Source organism: Nostoc sp. FACHB-888 (assembly GCF_014696655.1).
In the GTDB taxonomy this organism is placed as follows: Bacteria; Cyanobacteriota; Cyanobacteriia; order Cyanobacteriales; family Nostocaceae; genus Nostoc.
The window spans coordinates 1-20138 of record NZ_JACJQM010000065.1 but is presented as its reverse complement, the minus strand read 5'-3'; the positions used below and the strand labels follow the sequence as shown (position 1 = coordinate 20138).

Sequence of the window (20138 nt, the reverse complement as noted above, 5' to 3'; positions counted from 1 at the left end):
TACAGGTTATGCTTCAATTAAATCACAATCAGTGGTGAAGTCAGTCGGCACAATAAAATTAATATATGTTTAGTTTTGTAAAAACCGTATAAAGCTTTTTTCATTTATGCAAATCTCAAATTCGTGATTGTATCTGGCATTATTTATACACATCGTTAACATAGTTTTTTTAGTCTCTCTTTATGTGCAAGGGTTTAAGAGGATGTTTTAAAATTTTGATGTATCAAATGCTTTTAGCTTCTTTTAAATCCCCCTTTATGGAGCTTTGATTCCAGTTCCCTTCTTTTTAAAGTGGGTTAGGGGAGATAAATAAGTGCCTAACATTACAGCTAAATACTTTTAAAACATCCTTTTAACCTTTTTTTACAGGCGTAGAGTGGAAAACTACATTACCTACTCCTTGCGAAATTGCTTCAAGTAAATATTGTTTTGATTCCAGAATCTTTAATTCTAGTATTTTAGATACTGCCTCATAATCAATATCAAATATTTCCTGGTTGAGTATTTGGGATTTTAGTTTATCTGAGAATATTCTGTTTTGTAACCCTAAATCAGTAAGTAAATCTGTTACTTTATTCGACTTATCACTAGGAACAAATGCGTTAAAAGGCTTCTGGAAAATAATGGAAAACACAGTACCATGAAAAGTATTAGTCACGATATAAGATGCTTGGCTATGTAATCCAAGCCATTCTTTTGGCCCAGCACCTTCTAAATTTATTTGTGCTAATTGATTAGGTTTTCCAACTGAAATTATAGTTAGGTTTTGGGTTGCTGCTAATAATTTTATAAAATCTTCCTCTTCTGATCCTATTTCTGCTTGGGTATATAACAAAAGATATTTGTCTTTTATTTTTGGAGGCTCTTGTAAATCATCATATTTAATCAAGAAAGTAGGATCTAAAACTTTTGTGGCTTCTTTATTGCATTCATCATTAATAATTCTTTTACTATTAGAATCACGAACTAAAATAGTTTGAAATTGATTAATTAAAGTATATATTTCTTTTTGATAATCCCCTAATTGTAGGGTATTACCAAAACTGGCCGCATAACTTATTTTACGAGTAGTTTGTTTATTAATAAAATCTAAAAAGAAAGAAGAATTAAACCCTCTAAAAGAATCTAAACACCAGACTTGATCACTACCACATATTACTACGTCATATTTATCATTATAGTATTGCAAACTTTTTTTATCATAAACCTTTCGAGCACTCAACTTCACATTAGAAAGTAAAAACTGTCTCATTTTCCAAGCTCTTGGAATATTTACGAAAACTTTTCCAAGTCTTCTGAGTGGAATTAAAGGTCTGAAATATATCCATGCTATTTTAATAGGTCGATAGTCTATTATTTCAACATCATAACCTTGACTATTAATAAAACTCCAAAGAGCACAGGCTTGCAGTGTTGCACCGTAATTGTCTACATGGTGAAAAGTTAGAATTCCAATTTTCATTTTTGACCTCTTTAATGAACTAAAGTAGTAAATTTTATGTTTTGATTTATCAAGTTAATTATACTTTAAATCGATTTAATTAATTCAGTAAAATTTACAAGCAATTTATTTGTTGTTTATCGTAAATTAAAGGGTTTAAGACCATAACCATAAACGTTGACTTGCTCTAAACTTACTCTTAATAGAAGCAAGGTAGGTATCCTAAAAGCTCACTTTACGCTATACTATCGGTTTCGGTCGGAGTCGGGTTAAATTCCCATCTGTTCGTATAGCGTGCCATAGTCAAAATGCCTTTAAATGCAATAATTGTGAATTCTTAAACTTTCTTTTTTATTTTAAAATTTAAACTCTCTGCTAATTCAAGTAACCGTTTGAAAAGCTTTGGAGATATTACTGAAATAGTAAAAATATATATTGAGATTCCTAATAACAATGAAATACCTAGTAAAAGCCATGCTTCAATAAATGATCCCAAAAAATATTTAGTTGCTAATATAATTCCAACCATTACTCCAGAAGCTACTAAAGGTACTATGTACAAACTTAGATAGTTAGTTAAATTAATCTTAACGAGTTTATTAATAGCTAATAACGAAATAGGTAATATTAAGTAACCACGAACTACGTAAGCAGATGCAACAGCTACAATACCCCATTTGACTACCAGAGCAAAACCAACGACATTCGTAACTGTATTAATCACTTGTATCCATAGCCTCCACGAAGGTTTGCCCAGCGCCAGAATTACAGAATTATTATAAAAGAAGATTAAGTGAACAGGACCAATAAGCGATAGTACTTGCAATACTGGAATACTCTGAATCCACTGCTCGCCAAAAAAGACTTTTATAAATTCAGGTGCTAATATTGGCACACAAAGAAATACTGGAAAAACAATAAGACTTGTGAATTGGGTAGCAGTGTAGAAAGCGCTTATTAAGCGTTCTGGTTCTCCTTGCAATCTAGAAAATATTGGTAGTGCGACCTTAGTTGTAGTGCTGATTAAAACTTGCATCATTACTAGCAGCAGCTTGTAGGCAACCGAGTAATAACCTAATGCAACTAGTCCTAAAAAGTAGCCAATTAGTAAGTCATCGGCTCGGCGATTGAAAAAGTTGATTATGTTAAACGCAGATATATTAATTCCAAAGGTAAAAAGTTCTTTAGCATGTATGGCAGAAAATCTGAATCCTGGTCGCCAATCGCTAACTCGCCATAAAACTAAAACTTGTACAAAACCACTATATAATTGTTGACCGACAAGACTCCAAACACCAAAGTTTAAAAGAGCCATCCCTACGCCAACTATTCCACCTATTATCACTGCCAATAGTGAGCGTATTGCTAAACTCTTGAAGTCAAACTTACGTTCAAGAATTGCTTGTTGCACAGCGCTCAACCCACTAAATGTAAAGCTTATAGATAACCACTGAATAATTAGTACTAACTGCGGTTGTTTAAAGAAATCAGCTGCTAATCTAGCGCAAGCAACACTTAAGATAGTCAAAAATATACTGATTCCTAGAGTTGTCCAGAATGCAGTGTCTAAGTGTTCTTTATCTATATCTTGACGCTGGATAATTGCTACAGAGAATCCTTGATCAACAAAAATTTGTGCAAATTCAATAAAAATATATGCTAAAGCAATTAAACCAAAAGTTTCTGGGCTAAGTAAACGAGCTAGTATAAAGAAAACGACTAAAGAGACTGCCTGGCGTCCCCAACTTTCAATAGCAGTCCAAATTACACTTTTAACAGCCTTTTGTCGTAAATTTGATGAATCTTTAGATGATTCCATTACAGAGTTTACCGATGAAAGAACCTACAGTATTATATAGCTTTGATATTTCTAAGTACTGATTAATATCATTAATTGAATGGATTTTAAAAGTTAGTAGTCAGCAGCTATAAGCCTTGAAAGTGAGTAATTTATTGCTCACTACGAATCTAGCAAAATTAATGATGTAGCCTTCTAAAAAGCAACTAAATAATTTATTCTCAAACCAATTAGTACCACCTATTTTTTTGAGTTATGGGAATCATAAAAATTTTTTTCTCGAAAAACTACACCGAAAGCATATGTAACAATGCTTGCGGTAATATCTCAAAAAATACTCTTGATACTAAGTAATAGATCCTAGAGGAGTATACCACAATCTTTTTGAAATTTGGTGGCTATTCAACAAATTTTTGAGCAGAAAATTTACTGATAAATTTCGATATTGTTGCTTATATTTCTTGATTTTAGGTGGTGCCTAACTTTTATAGTTATTGGTTATAACAACATAGGTTTTTGATTTTTTTGGTTAATCGAATTGATTAGTGTATTAACAATGTCTTGTTAAACAGAATACATATTTGCTTTCATTAATCGCCAGCCTCATGAAGGAAAACTGCTGCAATACGACTTGATGAGAGTAGTTGCTTCGTAGCTAGCCATATGAATAATGGAATAGTTTTAGCATAGCGGCCGCAAAGTCGGCGCGGTTCTTGAATCCATCGATACAGCCATTCAAGTCCTAAGTCTCGAACTATACGGGGTGCTCGCTTGTGAATTCCGGCATAAACTGGGAAAACTCCACCCAGTCCAATCATTACAGCCTGTATCTTACCCTTATGTTGAGCTATCCAATTTTCTTGCTTAGGACATCCCAAAGATACTAATACGGCGCTAGCACCACTAGAGTTAATTTTTTTAACCAAAGCTTCGTCTTCAGTTTCAGTCAGGGGACGAAAGGGTAAAGGTTCCATCGCCGCAATCTTCATTTGCGGAAATTCCTGTTCTAACCTTTTTCGCATTCTAGAAAGAACTTCTGTTTGAGAGCCTAAAAAGAAAATGCTAAGATTTTGCGTTTGAGTTAGCTGACACAATGCTAGGAAAATATCCATCCCTGCTACACGGTCTTGGTAAAGCGCTCCCATCTTTCGCATCATCCATACCAAAGGCATACCATCAGGAGTAACTATATCTGCATTTCGTAATACGGTGGCAAACTCTGGATTCCAGTGAGCTTCAATGAGCATATGTACATTGGCTACATATACAGTTTTACTCTCACGCCTCCTTGCCCACTTCAGTATTGTTTGTACTTGGTCATCAAAGCGTAAAGCAGTAATAGAAAAATCCAGTACTTTTTTAGTAGGTAGAAGCACTCTTGCCACCATCAATAACTCCTGTGTCCAAGACAAAAATCCATAGATTACCTAGACCATTCATTCCGAATATTGACAAATTCAGGTTGGATGATTCCTGACTTTTTGTAGGCTTGTGTCATCGTAGGAAGTTAACACATGGAGATGCAATTGCCTTCTTTGTATACTTTTGGCTTACTTAATCGGTAATATTATGATTATTTGCTGCTGTGTCCTAGTTTACTGTTTTAAGTTAAGGATTTTAGATGCTGTTTGACAAAATTCATACTTCCTTCATAATTAATTTTTGATTTGTTCATGTAAGCATTATAATCGCAAGAAATTCCTATACATATATATTTATATAGTAATATTCTATACATAAATTAGGTAGATGGGAAAACAAAATACGTATACTTGTTTTGTCTGTTTTGATACGTAAATATGCGCTTAAAAGGTTTAATTCAAATTAGTATATTCTAAAAAATGGTTAATAATTTTTCTTATGACTTTGCAAATTTATTACGAATTTAATTTAGTTTATGTACTGAAAAACCATTAAATTATTTTTTTCTGAAATAAAAGTCCAAAAAATAAGGGGAAGATAAACTGATCTTCCCCTGCTCTATTGTTTTTCTTATTGTCTGGTTTATTACCTTCTTTGAGCCTTTGTCGTAACATTTGCCTTTGTTTTTTGAGTTGCCTCTTCCTTGCAGAACCGCCTCTACCTTTATCGTTCCTGCCTTCTTTACGGGGAGATTCCCATCTTTTTAGGCGCATTAGTTTCACCTCTATAGTATTTTTTTGGTAGTGGGCAGGAGGAGAATCGAACTCCTATGACCGCAAGGTCGCCACATTTTGAGTGTGGTGCGTCTACCAATTTCGCCACCCGCCCTTAAATATCTAACCTTAATTATTGTACTCTAATTAAGCGATTTTGTAACAAGTCTGAAAATTAATTTTTAAAGCTTTGCTGGAATAATACATAGGTTGAAGAATTTTCTGGCTTAGAGGCGTGGCAGAATCAATAAACTAGGGTCAATATCATCTAGTTTTGCACAGCCGCTAAGTGCCATTGCCACATTTAACTCATCTTGTAGCAGTGAGATGACATTAGATACACCAAGTTGCCCTGATACTGCTAGCCCCCACAAAATGGGTCGTCCGATCAGTACCGCTTTTGCTCCTAATGCCAAAGCTTTGAGAATATCTGTGCCCCTACGGATGCCTCCATCTAAGAGTATTTCGACTTTACCATTTACTGCTGCTACTATTTCAGCTAGAGCGTCTAAAGATGCGATCGCACCATCGAGCTGTCTGCCACCATGATTGGAAACAACAATTGCTTTGGCTCCATATTCTACAGCTCGCACACCATCATCCCCCCGTAAAATTCCTTTGATAACTAAAGGTAGTGGAGATAAAGATTGCAACCATTCTAAATCGTGCCAGGTTACTGCTGGGTTTAGCTGTTGGGCAAAATAGGTAAATAAACCAGATTCGCCTTTCTCGTGGGAAATATCTAGTCCTGAGATGGTGGCAAGATTAGCCAGATGTAAGTCTAGGGGTAAGGCAAACTCGTTACGTCTATCTCTCTCTCGCTGTCCGAGAACAGGTGCATCTACAGTTAAACAAAGTGCTTTGTAGCCTGCTTTATAGGCTTTTTCTACCAAAGCACGAGTTAATCCTCGATCTTTATGGATGTAAAGCTGGAACCATCGCAGAGAATCTGGAAGATTATCACATGCACTTGCCACTTCTTCAATGCTCTTTGTGGCCATTGTACTTAACACCATACCCACACCAGCTGATGCCGCAGCTAGAGCCGTGGCAATTTCTCCATCTGGATGAGCTAGACATTGAAAAGCCATCGGCGCAATTAATAAAGGTAGTTGCAGGGGGTGTCCTAAAATGGAGGTGGTTAGATTGCGATCGCTTACATTGACTAATACACGAGGTCGCAATTTGAGTCTCTCAAAGGCAGCACGATTATCCCGTAGTGTGATTTCGTCCCAAGCACCACTGCTATAGTAATCAAGCGTCATTTGAGATAGATGCTCTTTTGCTAGCTTTTCGTACTCAAACAGATTTATGGGTTGAAAGCGATGGTCGTTGGATACAACTGTCATGGTAAAGGCTGTGGGTTAAGCAATGGGATGTTTTTTAATCCGATTGTCCGATTGAAGAAGCTTAAGGAATAATAAATAACATATAATTTATGTCCTTGGCTTACCTCACCCTCAATTCCTCTTGTTTATAAGGCTACGGTGTACATACAAGTGCTGTCCACACAGCTTTCAACTCTTTTACCCACATTTTGTCAGAGTTAAACTCTCACACTCACCGACATCTCGCCCAGAACTAAAGTTCAGGGCTAATAGCTCAAGTCCACTTAAGTGGACTGAACAATCAATTTAGTCCACTTAAGTGGGCTTTGGTTATGAGACTCGGAATTCATTCCGAGGCGGGATACGCAGTGCAAGATTTTTTAATAAAGATATGATTGCGACAAAACTTGTGTGTACACCATAGCTTTTAGAAGGAGAGGGAAGCTAGATACAGTATGAAGTTTTGCATTTTATTTAATTCACGCTCCTAAGTAATCATCGATTTCTTTGTAAAGCTGTAAAACCCAGTATCTCCGACTGAGTTCTTCTAAAGTAATCTATTTAATAATTCCTCTTTAGATAGTTGCAGCAATAAAGGAGTAAATTCCTCTGGAGATAATGCCAATAAAGCTTCAGTAATTCCTCTTAGTTCTGCATCTAAAGAACCAAAGCGAACTCGCAACAAATTCTCTATAACATTACGACGTTCTGCTAGAATTCCTTCTTGCATTCCTTCTTGAATTCCTTCTTGGATTCCTTCTTGTTTAACTTCTGCTAATTTTTGCTCGTAGATAGGTGATAAACGCATAATTAAATCTTTATCCTCTTCGTCTATATTCTGATTGAATTCTAAAGTAGTTTTTAAATTCAATAATAAATCAATTGCTTTGGAACGTAAGGGATTATTTTGTGGGAGTGCTTCTAGTTCGTCTACCGCTTGCTGCTGGACTCTTCCCTTACCTAAAATTCTCAACCATAGTGTTTCTTCTGAACACGGTAATTGGTGAATTACCACAATTGCTGTTCTAAAATAATCGCCTAAAAAATTTACTCCTATTCCCCAATTCTCTTCATCTTGGTTAGTTCTAAAACCATCCAATATAGATTCAGAATCCGTGGGTGATAAAATCCACAGACGTGGTAATTCTGATTCTCCAAGACGAGTTTTATCACCTTTAGCTTGACGCTTTACTTCAGCAAAGATATCAAATAACTTATTTATGCAACTGCGGATCTCCGCAATTGTAGCTGCATTTCTAAATGGTTCAACTAATGCAGGTTCAGCCGCAAATTTTCCTAACAGCCCTAATTTTATTGTATTCCTTGTGGATTGGGGTGGAGGTACAAAATAAACATCAATCTCTCGGATTTGGGCTGGAACTTTCCGACTTGTTTCCACTTCTCCCAATAGTTGTAACAATTCTTTAAGATAATCTTTGGCAAATTGGTCGTAAGGAAACCTGGTCATTAGCTGATTTTTGGGCTGTACCAGTATTTGACATCACAGTGAATCGCCCACAGCTTGCCTGAAGGACTTTAGCAAGTGCGATGTCTACGACGGGCTGCGCCAACGCATGAGCGAATCATCTGGGGTATTGTAAGCTAAAACACATCTAATTTAGATAACCAAGTTTCGCGAGTCCCTTTACCAGTTTCGCCATCCACCTTTGGGTGCAACTTCATTACTTGTAGACTTCAGTCCATGACTTTGGATTAAAGATTGATATTCTGTACTGCTTGCCCAACGGTCAATTTCTCGCGCCCGCAGCACTGGCACTGGATGGGTTAATTGGGCTGTGCGGGCAGCTTTAACCATTTCACCTAGTTCGGTCTTGCTAATATCATCGTAAGCGCGAGCTTGGGCAACAAAGGCATCAAGATTCAGTTGTGGCGCTAAGGTGGGGGAACCACCCGCCAGCTTCATCAATACTGACATGACAACTTTGGGGTCTTGGGTTGCTAGTAATGCGGCGCGATCGCAGGTAAACTCAGCACAGCGTACCCATTCTAAAAGTTGTGCCTGTATCGCTTGAGCAACGAAAGTTCCAACATTGGGCACAATCGCCGCAGCTAATATTAATAAATTTACAGGCGTCAAATAAACGCTATGGTCACACTTGAGATGCCCCAACTCGTGGGCAATTACTGCCTGTATTTCCTCTGGTGTGAGAATATCAATCAGGGATGTGTGTAACACAACAAACGGCTGCTTACCCCGCACTGCAAAAGTATAGGCGTTGGGAGCCGGATGTTGGCGGACGTACAACTGGGGAGGCTCTATATCTAGAATTTTACAGGCATCTAACAACAGCTTGTATAAATCGGGCAGTTGCTTTTCACCCACTAGAATGCTGGAGGCAATATTTTCTACATAGAAAACCTGCTCTGCCATCGGCCCAAGCCAATTTCGCACCAACATATCTATGCCTGGTATTTGCTTGAGCGTTTTGGTAGCTTCCAGGTCTAATGGATGACGAAATGAGTCAGCTTTTAAACCAATTAGCGGGGTTTTAAAGAAGGACATAGTGCAGCAAGCTATAAAAAAACACAACTATGGAATCTGGCTGGTTAGACAAACAGCCACCCACAGTTAGTATAACGATTTAACTAGGCTGGGCAGGGGAAATAGGGGGAGAAAATTTTACCTTGTCTCCCTCATTCTCCTTGTTCTTGCCTCAGTCTCAACCGAGAGGCAGGGGGAAATGAAGAAGTAGGGGAGCAGGGGAGACAAGCTGACAAGAGGTGAGAATTTGCAACAAGTCTTTCCCTTTGTCCTCAATTCCTCTTCCCTTAGCAAAGCGCACTCTGCCCCAATTCCTCTTTTCCATCCCCCCTGCTCCTTGCTCCCTTGCCTCTTCTTTAACCTATCAATTTCAAGTTGACAGACTACTGATAGTGGAAGCAATTTCTGAATCTGCTGATGCTTCGCCTACGCGGAGGATTTTAGCGCCCAATTGCTGCAATTTCATATCGAGTCGATCATAGCCGCGATCGAGGTGCTGTAATCCTTGAATCGTAGTTTTTCCTTCTGCCGCCAGTCCTGCTATGACTAGCGCTGCCGATGCTCGTAAGTCCGTACCTAATACTGGTGCGCCAGACAATTTCGGTACTCCCCGAACGAAAGCAGCGTTGCCTTTAACACGAATGTCTGCCCCCAAGCGATTTAACTCTGAGGCATGACGCAAGCGATTTTCAAAGACAGATTCGTTAATCACGCTGTCGCCTTCGGCCAATGTCAGCAAAGCCATGAACGGCGCTTGCATATCTGTAGGAAAACCAGGATGGTATTGAGTTTCAATATCCGTTGCCTTGAGAGTTTCCGCCGGCAGAATACGTAAGTGTTCAGGCTTTTCCTCAATTATTGTCACCCCAATATCCCGCAGCTTGGCAATCACTGGTATAAGGTGTTCTGGAGCGACTGGCGAGAGAAGAAGTTCGGAACGGGTAATTGCTGCTGCCAGCAAAAACGTTCCGGCCTCAATACGATCAGGAATGATACTGTAGTCAACAGAATGCAACTTGGGGACTCCTTCGATAATAATCCTGCTAGTCCCCGCGCCCTTAATCTTCGCTCCCATCGCGTTACAGAAGTTAGCTAAATCAACTACTTCTGGTTCTCTGGCAGCATTTTCGATGATCGTTTCACCCTCTGCTAGGGTAGCCGCCATCATCAAGTTTTCTGTCGCTCCGACACTGGCGATGTCTAAGTAAATCTTCGCGCCTTGTAATCTCCGGCTGCTGCCAGGGACGTAGGCATTACAAATGCCATGCTCAATTTGTACTTCCGCTCCCATTGCTTGCAGTCCTCGAACATGCAAGTCAACTGGTCTTGCCCCAATAGCGCAACCGCCTGGTAAGGGCATCTGCGCTACTCCCAATCTTGCCAGAATGGCACCAATGGCGAAGAAACTTGCCCTCAGTTGGGTAACTAGTTCGTAGGGAGCTTTTGATGTTTTAATTTCGCTGGCGTTGATGTCTAAAATATCGCCTTGCCGCGTTAAGCTTACACCCAAAGCCGATAATACCTGACCCATCCGCTCTACATCCGCCAATAAGGGGACATTGCGGATACGACAATCGCCCGGACACAGCAAGGCTCCAGCCATGATTACCAGTGCTGCATTTTTTGCCCCGCTAATTTTCACATGACCTCGCAAAGGATGCCCACCCCAAATTTGCAAGACTGAGGAGTCTGCTTCTGGAGCAATTTTGGCATCTGGTAAGCTGGTAGAAGGATTGATAAGCCTACCTCCAAAAGTAATACGTATTTTATGGTGTTTGAAGTTGGTTTTGATTCTACATTAAAGATTCAAATTGTCCACATTATATTGCATAAAAAAATTGTTTTTGGGTGAAAAATTTAGGCTGAAAAGAAGCAATGGCAAGCCTTTTGAGCTTTTAAAAGATTTAATAAAAACGAACGAATAAGTAGTAGTTTTAAGCTAAATTAAATACTCAGTAAAATAACTTAAGTGTTCTCTAAAAATCGATGCCGTACTGTTCAGTTAATATTTTGATTCGACCTACTATCCCCTAAAAAACTTGTTTCCAGTCTGAGCCTCTTAAACGAGGTGTTATGTTTTTACTTGACAAAGGTAAAACATAGCGCAATAATAGGAAATTGTCGATAAGTACAAGTGCGAGCGGAACTGGCGGAATTGGCAGACGCGCTAGATTCAGGTTCTAGTGCCGCAAGGCTTCCGGGTTCAAGTCCCGGGTTCCGCATATCATTTTGGATTTTCTATTAATCGAAAATCCAAAATCCAAAATATAAAATTGTGTTGACCAGTTTACAAAATTCCCTAGTCAAGCAAATCCGCAAACTTCACTCCACCAAGGAGCGGTACAAGCAGCAGTTATTTTTACTAGAAGGGACACACCTGTTAGAGGAAGCTTGTGCGGTGAATTACCCACTAGAAACAGTGTGTTGTACTCCAGATTGGCAAGCAGCCCACCCCTCACTCTGGGAAGAAGCTTGTAGTAAAAGCGATCGCGCCGAAATTGTAAGTAAAGAAGTATTGGATGCGATCGCTACTACAGTCCAACCAGATGGTGTAGTTGCAACCGCAAAACGAAGCGGAGACCGAACTCAACTACCATTTACTGGTATAATTCTGGCTTTAGAAACCGTGCAAGATCCCGGCAACCTGGGTACCATGATCCGCGCTGCTGCTGCTGCTGGAGCATCAGGGTTATGGGTAAGTGGAGACAGTGTAGATTTAGACAGTCCTAAAGTTCTCCGGGCTTCAGCAGGGCAATGGTTTCGCCTAGCAACGGCCGTAACCGAAGATTTAAAAGCTACAGTTCAACAAAGTCAACAGGCAGGAATGCAGGTAGTGGCAACCTTACCCAGTGCGACTTTAACTTATTGGGACGTGGACTGGCGCAAACCCAGTCTGATTTTACTGGGAAATGAGGGTGCTGGATTGTCGGCAGAATTAGCAGCGATCGCAGACAAACAAGTAAGAATTCCTTTGAGTCCTGGGGTGGAATCTTTGAATGTAGCGATCGCAGCCGCTTTGATGTTGTACGAAGCTAGACGGCAAATGAGTCAAGAGTTAGGAGTTAAAACTTAGAACTCATAAATCATCAATTTTCTTTAGTTTTTGTCTTTTCTTCAAGATATTGTTCAATATCAGCAACTGCATCTTCAAGAGCGGCTAAATCAATATTTGTTAAGTCTTGATCTTCGACTTCACTAAAATTACTACTATGCAGTTGTGCGAGTTGTGGGATTTCTTCATCTGAACTTTCTTGTAAGATATCCTCCAACTGATCAAGCGATTCTTGAAATACTTGATCAGCGATGCGGCGGTTTTGTGGCTGACTTTGCTCCATAATATTGACTGGAAAATCCTGATTTAGTGAGCTAATTTTGATTGCAGTTTCTACAAATTTAAATTTTGCACTTATAACATCATAGTTGTGTATTCTTGATCATCCGCATTACCTGGGGTAAAAAATCAATCATTTGTTTTTCATTAGAATAATTAAGATTCATTAAATGTCGAATAACTAACCATTTTTAGGTTGTAACACCTGGGTTTTGGATTTGCAAAAATTTGTCTAACATGACACTGGGAATTGGTCGTGGGCGCATTGTCTGTGCATCCACCCAAACCCATAGCGCCTCTGCCGTGACTAACAAATTATCTTCGTTTTTTTTACGAATTTCGTAGCATCGCAAGGCACGAGTCCCGCGCATTTCCTTCAACCAGGTAGTGACTTCTAGGGTATCTCCTGCTACTGCTGGGCGTAAATAGTCAATTTCTACCCGCCGCATGACAAATACGCCACCCACTTGCCGATATACATCCAAAGTTAAACCCAGGTATTCTGAATGCTCAATGGCTGCTTGTTCTAGATAATTTTGGTAGACGGCGTTATTTACATGCCCAAGGGCATCCATCTCATAGTGTCGAACGCGTAGCAGAGTTTTGAACGGCAGCATAAGTAAGTCGGTGCAATAAAATCAAACTATGTAAACAAAAGTAAATAAGGCTCAAACTTTTTCTCCCCCTGCTCCCAGCAAGAACTGCCTTATTGCAACAATAATTATTTACGCCGACCTACTTAGTTTAATTGGTAGTGCGGCGCTGTTTCTTAGACTTCTCTATATTAGTTTTTCCATTTCAGTGCCTTCACTAACTCATGCGTAGGCATAGCCCCTCGTAGACATTGCCTGTTCGCTTTTAAGGGGCACACCACTGAGCTATTGGTTCAATTCGTGCTTGCTGGAGCAATTCCAAAACTTGTGATTGATTACAACCATAGGTAGATGCTAATAATTCCTCACCTTGTTTTTTTGCATCGTCGGCTGATACACCAAAGGTGATAATTTCTTCGTCTTGGTTAGCCGTAATTCTCTCAACTGGAATGATGCAGAAATATTGCGGTTCATTATGTCTTATTTGTTGCACCATTATTTACTGTTAATTGTGTCTATTTTCAAGTCTAGATAAATCACGAGTAAAAGTGAAACATCGTCCATATTTAAGTAGTTTGTGATTTAAAAACACTAACTTTTATACCTAGTTAAGACAAAGTTAAGATTTTTCTCAAAATCGCCAAATTTTGGAGTGTAAACAGTTACGTATGGGAAAATTAATTTAAGCATCAACAAATATGTTTTTGTAAATTTTTGTTCGTTTTTTAGATTTCAGTAATGCGTTGAGATATATGCATTGGCATTCGTTGCATGAATTAATTTAAATCTATGTTGGTTAATCTCTGGGATTCAGTAAATAAAGGCTGATACCTCTAAAGATTAACTTTTATGGGACTTCCAACTAAAAAAATATTCCATTGCGACTGTTAGCTGTTGACCGTTGACGGTTCACAGTCAACGACCTCAAACGGAATAATTTATTTTTTGGAGTTCCCTATTTACTCAATGCAGGCTTAATGTATTGAGTCAGTACAAGTTTAATAAAAATTGGAGGTTATAAAATGGCAATTCGGAATAACTTAGTTACTAATTTCTGGCAAAAAGTACAAAAAGATTCAGTTAGTTGGGGATCGTTAGCTCTTTGGATCAGTGCATTAGTTGTTATGTTAGTAATGCTTACCATGTTTTCTAACGCTTAATCTCAGCAAATTTATTCTAGTTCCTGGGCAACAGCCTGGGAACTAAAATAGGGTAGACTTTCATCCCTAGAAGACTCAAATTATGAACTGGAAACTTTTGATAACAACTGTGGTGCTAGCTACTACTAGCTTTGTTACCCCTGTTAAATCTCAAGAACCTACAACCAACACTTCAGCAAAATTGAATCAAGTTTTGAATGCTTGTATCCAAAATCAAGCAGAAACTTTACCAAATCCCTTTACTGATGTGCCATCAGACCATTGGGCTTTCAAGGCGGTTATGACTATGCACTACTGCGGCGCATTCCGCAAAGCTACGCCACCAGCTTTATTTCAAAAATTGCAACCAACAAATAGCCAGCAGCAACCGCAGAAAGAACCGCAGCTTCAAAAATAGGGCGTTGCTGACTAAAGATATAAAAGTTTGAGTAGCAAAAGCCGCCGATTCAAATTTCGATGGACGTTGAGATGAAGAGAATTGTGGTAAATGTAAAAAGTTTACTATTCGGTATCTAATGGTATTTTTGCCTTTTGAAACACCTGCTCAACAGTAAATTCCAACCCCTCAAATAAAGAATCTTTGAGTAGTTCTTCTCCCATATAAGTTTGTGGTGCTGCATCTGGATAAAAAACAGTAATGCTTCTCGCTTTACTATCTACCACCCACACTCGCAGCACCTTAGCATCTAAATAGTCTTTGGCTTTAGCTGCCATTTGCCCAAAGGTTTGCCCTGGTGAAATAATTTCAATCACCAAATCAGGAGGAACAGAACATGCTCCTTCTTGATCCCAATCAGGGGGTAAACGTTCATTAGAAATATATAAAATATCCGGTATTGGCATCCAATCTCGGCCTCGACGGGTTAATGCGACAGCTAATTCTGGGCAAACTTCTCCTTGACCCTCACAGCATTGCTCAATCGAATTCAGAAGGGCGCGGGTAAGTTTAGAGTGGAATTTTTTTGGTGACATTTTAGGAATTGCTTGACCATCAATAAGTTCATAATTTATATCTCCCTCACCTGGTGGAATATTTAAGAACTCTTGCAAGGTTAATTGATTCTTTGCTTGGAGTATCATGGGTCAATAATTCGTAATTCGTAATTCGTAATTCGTAATTGAAGAACAGAGCAACTAATTTTTATTCTCACTCCTGAATTCTTCACGTTCCCTGCAAAACTTGCCGAATGATATCTGATGCCACTTCGTCGGTAACTGTAACTACACCAATCTCCGTTGGTAAAACAAACCGTACTTTTCCCGCTTTGACTTTCTTATCTAACTGCAATGCCTCAATAATTGCTTCAATATCCACCCCAGATGGTAGCTGAGTCGGTAAACCCGCTTTTTGAATTAAAGCGTTTTGACGTTCCGTGTCTTCTTTTTGCCACATTCCCAATTCCACGGCAATTTGACCGGCTGCGACCATGCCAATAGCCACCGCTTCACCGTGATTCACTAGACGATAACCAGTCAAACTTTCCACTGCATGACCGATGGTATGTCCATAGTTGAGAATCGCCCGCAATCCGCCTTCTTTCTCATCTTTGCTAACAACATCAGCTTTTGCTTGACAAGAGCGCATTAATATGGAGTGTATCAGTTCAGGTTTTACATAGCGGAGTTGGTCGAGGCGTTTACTTGCTTCCAATTGGGCAAACAATTCGGCATCCCAAATTACACCATATTTAATAACTTCTGCCATTCCGGCGCGAAACTCACGCATAGGTAGAGTTTTTAACACATCTGGGTCAATCAAAACCAAACGCGGTTGATGGAATGCCCCAATCAAGTTTTTACCGTGGGGATGATTTACGCCAGTTTTGCCACCAATTGCCGAATCTACCATCGCCAAAAGAGTGGTAGGAACTTGGACAACATTAATGCCGCGCAGCCAGGTTGCGGCTGCAAAGCCAGTCATATCCCCAATCACACCTCCGCCCAAAGCCACCATAGTAGCAGAACGTTCTAAGCGGTTTTCCAAGGCGACATCGTAGAGTTTTTGGATGGAATTGAGGGTTTTGTAGCGTTCCCCTGGTGGTAGAGTGCAGCTAGCAACTTCAAATCCAGCAGATGTCAAGGATGCGATCGCTCTTTCCCCAAAATGCTTAAAAATAGTAGGATTAGAAACCAGCAGTACTTTCTTGCCTAGCTTGAGACTGGCCATCTGTTGACCCAGTTGATCTAAATTCAAAGATGCGATCGCAATCTCATAAGACTGCTCTGGTAAATTTACATTAATTACAGAAGTCATTGCTCAACCCCTAACAAGCGCCCGTGGGCTGTATTCTATCGCAATCTGGGGATTGGGAACTGGCGACTGGGGATTAGGGAAAAGTTTTCCAATGCCCAATGCCCAACAACTAATGATTCAATAGATTTAGAAAGTATTGTGGAGAAACATAAATGTTTGCAATTGTAGCTTACATCGGCTTTTTAGCTTTGTTCTTTGGTTTGGCTGTCGGTCTGCTGTTCGGTTTGCGGACTGCCAAAATAATTTAACCCAGAGATACATTCAACCTATCAACCTATGATTTTTGAAGGACGGGCACTCTGCCTGTCCCTAAATTCACAATGAGTTGTGCTTAAAAGTGGTCGAACGATCGCCTAATCGATTAATTTGTTGTCCCACTAAAACACTCACTAGTACGATCGCTGCTCCAATCAGTTGAATTGGCATTAGCGTTTGATGTAACACCAGAAATCCCATCAGTGTTGCAACTACCGGACTCATCAATCCCAAGCAATAAACAGCTGTGGCTTTTAATCGTTCAATTCCGCGAAACCAAAGCATATAAGCTAGCCCAGTTCCCACCAAACCCAAATAGACAAATCCCAATAGGTTTGTCACACTCAGGTGAGTCAACGGTTTTTCAACAACTAGAGCAATAGGTAAAAGAATCATCCCGCCGATCGCCAATTGCCATGCCGTAAACACCAGCAGAGAAACTGGACGTTTCCAGCGTTTGGTTAATGTCGTTCCTAAGCCCATTGTTACTGCTCCTGCGATCGCAGCGCCAATTCCGATTCAGTCGATATGATTTTGGCGCAATGGCAACGTGAGCGTCCTGATTTGGACGTATCGCCAATGGGAGTAATTGGGCGGATGGGACGGGTAGCCAAGCATTTTGAACACGCAATCCAAGAGACGTTTTCTCAGTTTGGTCTGAATCTTGGGGAATTTGATGTGTTAGCTACCTTACGTCGCTCCGGTGCTCCTTAACAACTATCACCAACGGCATTGTTTAACACTTTGATGGTTTCATCCGGCACAATGACGCATCGCGTTGACCAACTTGAGCAAGCTGGGTTGGTACAAAGAATTCCAGATCCGAGCGATCGGCGCGGCACTTTAATTAAAATGACAGAAGAAGGTTTCAACTTAATTGAGAAAGCCGTAGAAGCTCATGTTGACAATGAGCATCGCATCCTCAGTGTTTTGCAACCATCAGAGCGGGAATTATTGATTGTGCTGTTAAGAAAACTCTTGACTTCATTTGAAGGAGAATAGCAACAACTTGCTTGAAGAAAGGGATAACAAAAAACATTTAGTCAAGGATTCAGATCCAGACTAAATGTTTTGCACGAAATCAAATATTTATCCTACAACAGCCGGACTCGCTACCTTCTCTTGCCTTTGGGAAGGTGGACGCATCCCCAAACCAAGTAAATTCAACATTTCTCGATCGCTATCATAATCTGGACAGGGAGTAGTCACTGTCAACATTTTGTTGTCGTCGCTGGAAAAGATAGAATTGGCTCCTGCCATAAAACAGAAAGCTTGTTCTACTTGAGAAAGTCTAGCCCTACCGGCACTCAGACGCACATCAGAAGCTGGCATTAAAATTCTGGCTGTGGCAATCATCCGCACAATATCCCAAATGGGGACATCAGGCTGATTTTCTAAGGGTGTGCCTGGTACTTGTGAAAGAATATTAATTGGCACTGACTCTGGATGCGGATGTAAATTTGACAGAGTTTGTAACATCCCAACCCGGTCATCAACAGTTTCGCCCAAACCCAGGATACCGCCGGAACATACCGTAACATTTGTCTGACGGACATTCTCGATTGTGTTCAAGCGATCGCTATAAGTTCTCGTGGTAATAATTGTGCTGTAATATTCCTGCGAGGTATCTAAGTTATGGTTGTAGGCGTAAAGTCCTGCTTCTTCTAATTTCTTGGCCTGATTTGCCGTCAGCATACCCAGAGTGCAGCACACTTCTAGACCCATTAAGGTTACATCCTTGACCATTTCCAGGACTTCCTCAAATTGCGAGTTATCCCGCACTTCCCGCCAAGCAGCACCCATGCAGATGCGACTAACACCAGTTTCTTTAGCTTTCTGGGCGATGCTAACTACTGTTTCTTTTTCTAGGAGTGCTTGTGCCTTTACCTCTGTTTTATAGCGGGAAGATTGGGCACAGTAGCTACAATCTTCTGGGCAACCTCCCGTTTTAATAGATATAAGCTTACAAACTTGTATTTTTGTTGGGTCATGATATTGGCGATGCACGCTAGCAGCTTGATAAATCAACTCTAGCAATGGCGTGTTGTATATCGCCCGAATCTCTAATTCCTGCCAATCGTAGCGTATTCCCACCACATCACTATCCTTCTTGTAGACTGGGTTAAATCTTGAGCTGTCTTTTGGTTGAATTTCCTACGGTACAGCGTTTGGGCAAAGCGATTTCATCGAAGTTATGCCGCGTACTGTGCTTTATCACCCATTGGCTCTCAATCCTTCCGCTCTAGATATTAGACATCAGCTTATCAAGATTTTGGATGAATGGCAGATTATCAGCATAAATACTTACCCTATACATTGGGTATTGGGGAGCCACTGCGTTGGGCGGCTCTGCCGACTTGAAGCAAGTGGCGTCATTGGGCAATTGTACTGATAATGAGACAGTTAATCTTATTGCTGCTGTTAAAGCGTACGTATGAGAGAATTTATAAAATTTAGAGAATGTGCTGGGAAGATATACCGTCGATTATGATATCAGAATTGCCACTAATTACAAGCGATCGCTTATTATTACGAGCAGCGATCCATGAAGATATACCCCAAATTCTCAAATACTTCATTCATAACAAAACCTATCTCACTCCATTCTACCCTCTTTGGGCTGATGGTTTTTTCACTGAAGAATATTGGCAATATCAAATAGAGAATAGTTTTCTAGAATTTATTAATGGGCAATCGTTAAAGCTATTTATTTTTACAAAAACAAATCCCACTGTAATTATTGGAACTGTTAATTTTAGCAATTTTGTCCGAGGAGTCGCTCATTTTTGCTACGTGGGATATAGCCTTGCTGAAAGTAAACAAGGTAAAGGATATATGACAGAAGGGCTAAAAGCCGCAACTCAATATCTATTTCAAGAGTTAAACTTTCACCGAGTTATGGCTAATTATATGCCCCACAATCGGCGCAGTGGCAATGTACTCAAAAGACTCGGTTTTGTCATTGAAGGATATGCTAGAGATTATTTATTAATTAATGGGCAATGGGAAGATCATATTATGACAAGTCTCATCAATCCTAATTGGCAAGCACCTAAATTTTAAAAACGGCTGAGTATAATTTTTAAGATAATATATTTTACTTACTTGCTATAACTATTGGTAAATGTAATAAATAATCTCTGAAAAAATGCACAGTCCTATTAATTTAAGGAGGCAGTAGGAAGAAGGCAGGAGGCAGGAGGTAATCCCCATACATAAATTTAGGGGATTTATAATGGACGCTGTATTTTTTATCTTTATTCATAAATAAATTTAGGGGCTTTAAACCCTTGATTGCTGAGGGCAAAAAAAATATTTTCTTCAGATCGGAAGAGCACAC

20 protein-coding genes, 2 tRNA genes and 1 pseudogene are annotated in these 20138 nt (G+C 39.8%); 7 read left to right on the top strand and 16 right to left on the bottom strand.

Features of this window, described 5'->3' with window-relative positions:
* Window positions 1–352: 352 nt before the first annotated feature.
* From H6G26_RS27170 to murA, 9 genes are all read right to left on the bottom strand, one after another.
* Window positions 353–1462: a polysaccharide pyruvyl transferase family protein gene (locus H6G26_RS27170; protein ID WP_190733038.1), complete on the bottom strand. Its 1110-nt coding sequence runs from the start codon at window positions 1460–1462 to the stop codon at window positions 353–355.
* 316 nt (window positions 1463–1778) lie between these two features.
* Window positions 1779–3260 carry a lipopolysaccharide biosynthesis protein gene (locus tag H6G26_RS27165; RefSeq protein ID WP_190733036.1) on the bottom strand — a complete coding sequence of 494 codons (1482 nt, stop codon included), beginning with the start codon at window positions 3258–3260 and terminating at the stop codon, window positions 1779–1781.
* Between the two features lie 569 nt (window positions 3261–3829).
* On the bottom strand, window positions 3830–4627 hold the full coding sequence (locus H6G26_RS27160) for a WecB/TagA/CpsF family glycosyltransferase (protein ID WP_190733034.1): 798 nt from the start codon (window positions 4625–4627) through the stop codon (window positions 3830–3832).
* Between the two features lie 525 nt (window positions 4628–5152).
* Window positions 5153–5374 (bottom strand): hypothetical protein, encoded by a 222-nt coding sequence (locus H6G26_RS42870; RefSeq protein ID WP_242053896.1) that lies wholly within the window; start codon window positions 5372–5374, stop codon window positions 5153–5155.
* Window positions 5375–5405: 31 nt separating this feature from the next.
* Window positions 5406–5489: transfer RNA gene (locus tag H6G26_RS27155), tRNA-Leu, on the bottom strand.
* 112 nt (window positions 5490–5601) lie between these two features.
* Complete coding sequence (locus H6G26_RS27150) at window positions 5602–6723, bottom strand: alpha-hydroxy acid oxidase (protein ID WP_190733032.1); 1122 nt, start codon at window positions 6721–6723, stop codon at window positions 5602–5604.
* A 526-nt stretch (window positions 6724–7249) separates the two neighbouring features.
* Window positions 7250–8170 (bottom strand): hypothetical protein, encoded by a 921-nt coding sequence (locus tag H6G26_RS27145; RefSeq protein WP_190733030.1) that lies wholly within the window; start codon window positions 8168–8170, stop codon window positions 7250–7252.
* A gap of 177 nt (window positions 8171–8347) precedes the next feature.
* Window positions 8348–9226, bottom strand: a complete 879-nt coding sequence (locus H6G26_RS27140) for a M48 family metallopeptidase (RefSeq protein WP_190733027.1) — start codon at window positions 9224–9226, stop codon at window positions 8348–8350.
* A 349-nt stretch (window positions 9227–9575) separates the two neighbouring features.
* On the bottom strand, window positions 9576–10943 hold the full coding sequence (gene murA, locus H6G26_RS27135) for a UDP-N-acetylglucosamine 1-carboxyvinyltransferase (RefSeq protein WP_190733053.1): 1368 nt from the start codon (window positions 10941–10943) through the stop codon (window positions 9576–9578).
* Window positions 10944–11345: 402 nt separating this feature from the next.
* Here murA and H6G26_RS27130 point away from each other — a divergent pair.
* Together H6G26_RS27130 and H6G26_RS27125 are read left to right on the top strand one after the other, a co-directional pair.
* Window positions 11346–11427: transfer RNA gene (locus tag H6G26_RS27130), tRNA-Leu, on the top strand.
* Between the two features lie 53 nt (window positions 11428–11480).
* Complete coding sequence (locus H6G26_RS27125) at window positions 11481–12278, top strand: RNA methyltransferase (RefSeq protein ID WP_190733025.1); 798 nt, start codon at window positions 11481–11483, stop codon at window positions 12276–12278.
* A 13-nt stretch (window positions 12279–12291) separates the two neighbouring features.
* On the opposite strand, the gene H6G26_RS27120 is transcribed toward H6G26_RS27125, so the two are convergent.
* From H6G26_RS27120 to H6G26_RS27110, 3 genes are all read right to left on the bottom strand, one after another.
* Window positions 12292–12540 carry a hypothetical protein gene (locus H6G26_RS27120; protein ID WP_190733023.1) on the bottom strand — a complete coding sequence of 83 codons (249 nt, stop codon included), beginning with the start codon at window positions 12538–12540 and terminating at the stop codon, window positions 12292–12294.
* A 187-nt stretch (window positions 12541–12727) separates the two neighbouring features.
* Window positions 12728–13153 carry a thioesterase family protein gene (locus tag H6G26_RS27115; protein WP_190733021.1) on the bottom strand — a complete coding sequence of 142 codons (426 nt, stop codon included), beginning with the start codon at window positions 13151–13153 and terminating at the stop codon, window positions 12728–12730.
* 241 nt (window positions 13154–13394) lie between these two features.
* The gene (locus tag H6G26_RS27110) at window positions 13395–13625 is read right to left on the bottom strand and encodes a hypothetical protein (protein ID WP_190733019.1); all 231 of its coding nucleotides are present in this window, start codon (window positions 13623–13625) and stop codon (window positions 13395–13397) included.
* 746 nt (window positions 13626–14371) lie between these two features.
* Between H6G26_RS27110 and H6G26_RS27105 the strand changes: the two genes are divergently transcribed.
* On the top strand, window positions 14372–14686 hold the full coding sequence (locus H6G26_RS27105; protein WP_190733017.1) for an S-layer protein: 315 nt from the start codon (window positions 14372–14374) through the stop codon (window positions 14684–14686).
* Window positions 14687–14790: 104 nt separating this feature from the next.
* Here H6G26_RS27105 and H6G26_RS27100 read toward each other — a convergent pair whose 3' ends face one another.
* Complete coding sequence (locus H6G26_RS27100) at window positions 14791–15369, bottom strand: Uma2 family endonuclease (protein ID WP_190733015.1); 579 nt, start codon at window positions 15367–15369, stop codon at window positions 14791–14793.
* Window positions 15370–15451: 82 nt separating this feature from the next.
* Window positions 15452–16543 (bottom strand): 3-dehydroquinate synthase, encoded by a 1092-nt coding sequence (gene aroB, locus H6G26_RS27095; protein WP_190733013.1) that lies wholly within the window; start codon window positions 16541–16543, stop codon window positions 15452–15454.
* A gap of 152 nt (window positions 16544–16695) precedes the next feature.
* On the opposite strand from aroB, the gene petL reads away from it, so the two are divergent.
* Window positions 16696–16791 (top strand): cytochrome b6-f complex subunit PetL, encoded by a 96-nt coding sequence (gene petL, locus H6G26_RS27090; protein ID WP_100899295.1) that lies wholly within the window; start codon window positions 16696–16698, stop codon window positions 16789–16791.
* A gap of 67 nt (window positions 16792–16858) precedes the next feature.
* On the opposite strand, the gene H6G26_RS27085 is transcribed toward petL, so the two are convergent.
* Window positions 16859–17311: an EamA family transporter gene (locus H6G26_RS27085; RefSeq protein ID WP_347242509.1), complete on the bottom strand. Its 453-nt coding sequence runs from the start codon at window positions 17309–17311 to the stop codon at window positions 16859–16861.
* A 15-nt stretch (window positions 17312–17326) separates the two neighbouring features.
* On the opposite strand from H6G26_RS27085, the gene H6G26_RS42865 reads away from it, so the two are divergent.
* Window positions 17327–17512, top strand: a complete 186-nt coding sequence (locus tag H6G26_RS42865; RefSeq protein WP_242053894.1) for a hypothetical protein — start codon at window positions 17327–17329, stop codon at window positions 17510–17512.
* A 15-nt stretch (window positions 17513–17527) separates the two neighbouring features.
* Window positions 17528–17800, top strand: a pseudogene (locus tag H6G26_RS42860) (MarR family transcriptional regulator); the annotation flags it as partial.
* A gap of 87 nt (window positions 17801–17887) precedes the next feature.
* Here the strand turns inward: H6G26_RS42860 and bioB are convergent.
* Window positions 17888–18895, bottom strand: a complete 1008-nt coding sequence (gene bioB / locus H6G26_RS27075; RefSeq protein WP_190733011.1) for a biotin synthase BioB — start codon at window positions 18893–18895, stop codon at window positions 17888–17890.
* 390 nt (window positions 18896–19285) lie between these two features.
* On the opposite strand from bioB, the gene H6G26_RS27070 reads away from it, so the two are divergent.
* Window positions 19286–19861, top strand: a complete 576-nt coding sequence (locus tag H6G26_RS27070) for a GNAT family N-acetyltransferase (protein ID WP_190733010.1) — start codon at window positions 19286–19288, stop codon at window positions 19859–19861.
* The last annotated feature ends 277 nt before the right edge of the window (window positions 19862–20138 follow it).

Bases quoted from the DNA above. Each gene is read 5' to 3' on its own strand.
- H6G26_RS27145 (WP_190733030.1), bottom strand. From the start codon at position 8,170: ATGACCAGGTTTCCTTACGACCAATTTGCCAAAGATTATCTTAAAGAA.
- petL (WP_100899295.1), top strand. From the start codon at position 16,696: ATGTTTGCAATTGTAGCTTACATCGGCTTTTTAGCTTTGTTCTTTGGT.
- H6G26_RS27170 (WP_190733038.1), bottom strand. From the start codon at position 1,462: ATGAAAATTGGAATTCTAACTTTTCACCATGTAGACAATTACGGTGCA.
- H6G26_RS27110 (WP_190733019.1), bottom strand. From the start codon at position 13,625: ATGGTGCAACAAATAAGACATAATGAACCGCAATATTTCTGCATCATT.
- H6G26_RS27150 (WP_190733032.1), bottom strand. From the start codon at position 6,723: ATGACAGTTGTATCCAACGACCATCGCTTTCAACCCATAAATCTGTTT.
- H6G26_RS42865 (WP_242053894.1), top strand. From the start codon at position 17,327: ATGATTTTGGCGCAATGGCAACGTGAGCGTCCTGATTTGGACGTATCG.
- H6G26_RS27160 (WP_190733034.1), bottom strand. From the start codon at position 4,627: ATGGTGGCAAGAGTGCTTCTACCTACTAAAAAAGTACTGGATTTTTCT.
- H6G26_RS27105 (WP_190733017.1), top strand. From the start codon at position 14,372: ATGAACTGGAAACTTTTGATAACAACTGTGGTGCTAGCTACTACTAGC.
- H6G26_RS27120 (WP_190733023.1), bottom strand. From the start codon at position 12,540: ATGGAGCAAAGTCAGCCACAAAACCGCCGCATCGCTGATCAAGTATTT.
- H6G26_RS27100 (WP_190733015.1), bottom strand. From the start codon at position 15,369: ATGATACTCCAAGCAAAGAATCAATTAACCTTGCAAGAGTTCTTAAAT.
- H6G26_RS27070 (WP_190733010.1), top strand. From the start codon at position 19,286: ATGATATCAGAATTGCCACTAATTACAAGCGATCGCTTATTATTACGA.
- H6G26_RS27115 (WP_190733021.1), bottom strand. From the start codon at position 13,153: ATGCTGCCGTTCAAAACTCTGCTACGCGTTCGACACTATGAGATGGAT.
- H6G26_RS27140 (WP_190733027.1), bottom strand. From the start codon at position 9,226: ATGTCCTTCTTTAAAACCCCGCTAATTGGTTTAAAAGCTGACTCATTT.
- H6G26_RS27165 (WP_190733036.1), bottom strand. From the start codon at position 3,260: ATGGAATCATCTAAAGATTCATCAAATTTACGACAAAAGGCTGTTAAA.
- aroB (WP_190733013.1), bottom strand. From the start codon at position 16,543: ATGACTTCTGTAATTAATGTAAATTTACCAGAGCAGTCTTATGAGATT.
- H6G26_RS42870 (WP_242053896.1), bottom strand. From the start codon at position 5,374: ATGCGCCTAAAAAGATGGGAATCTCCCCGTAAAGAAGGCAGGAACGAT.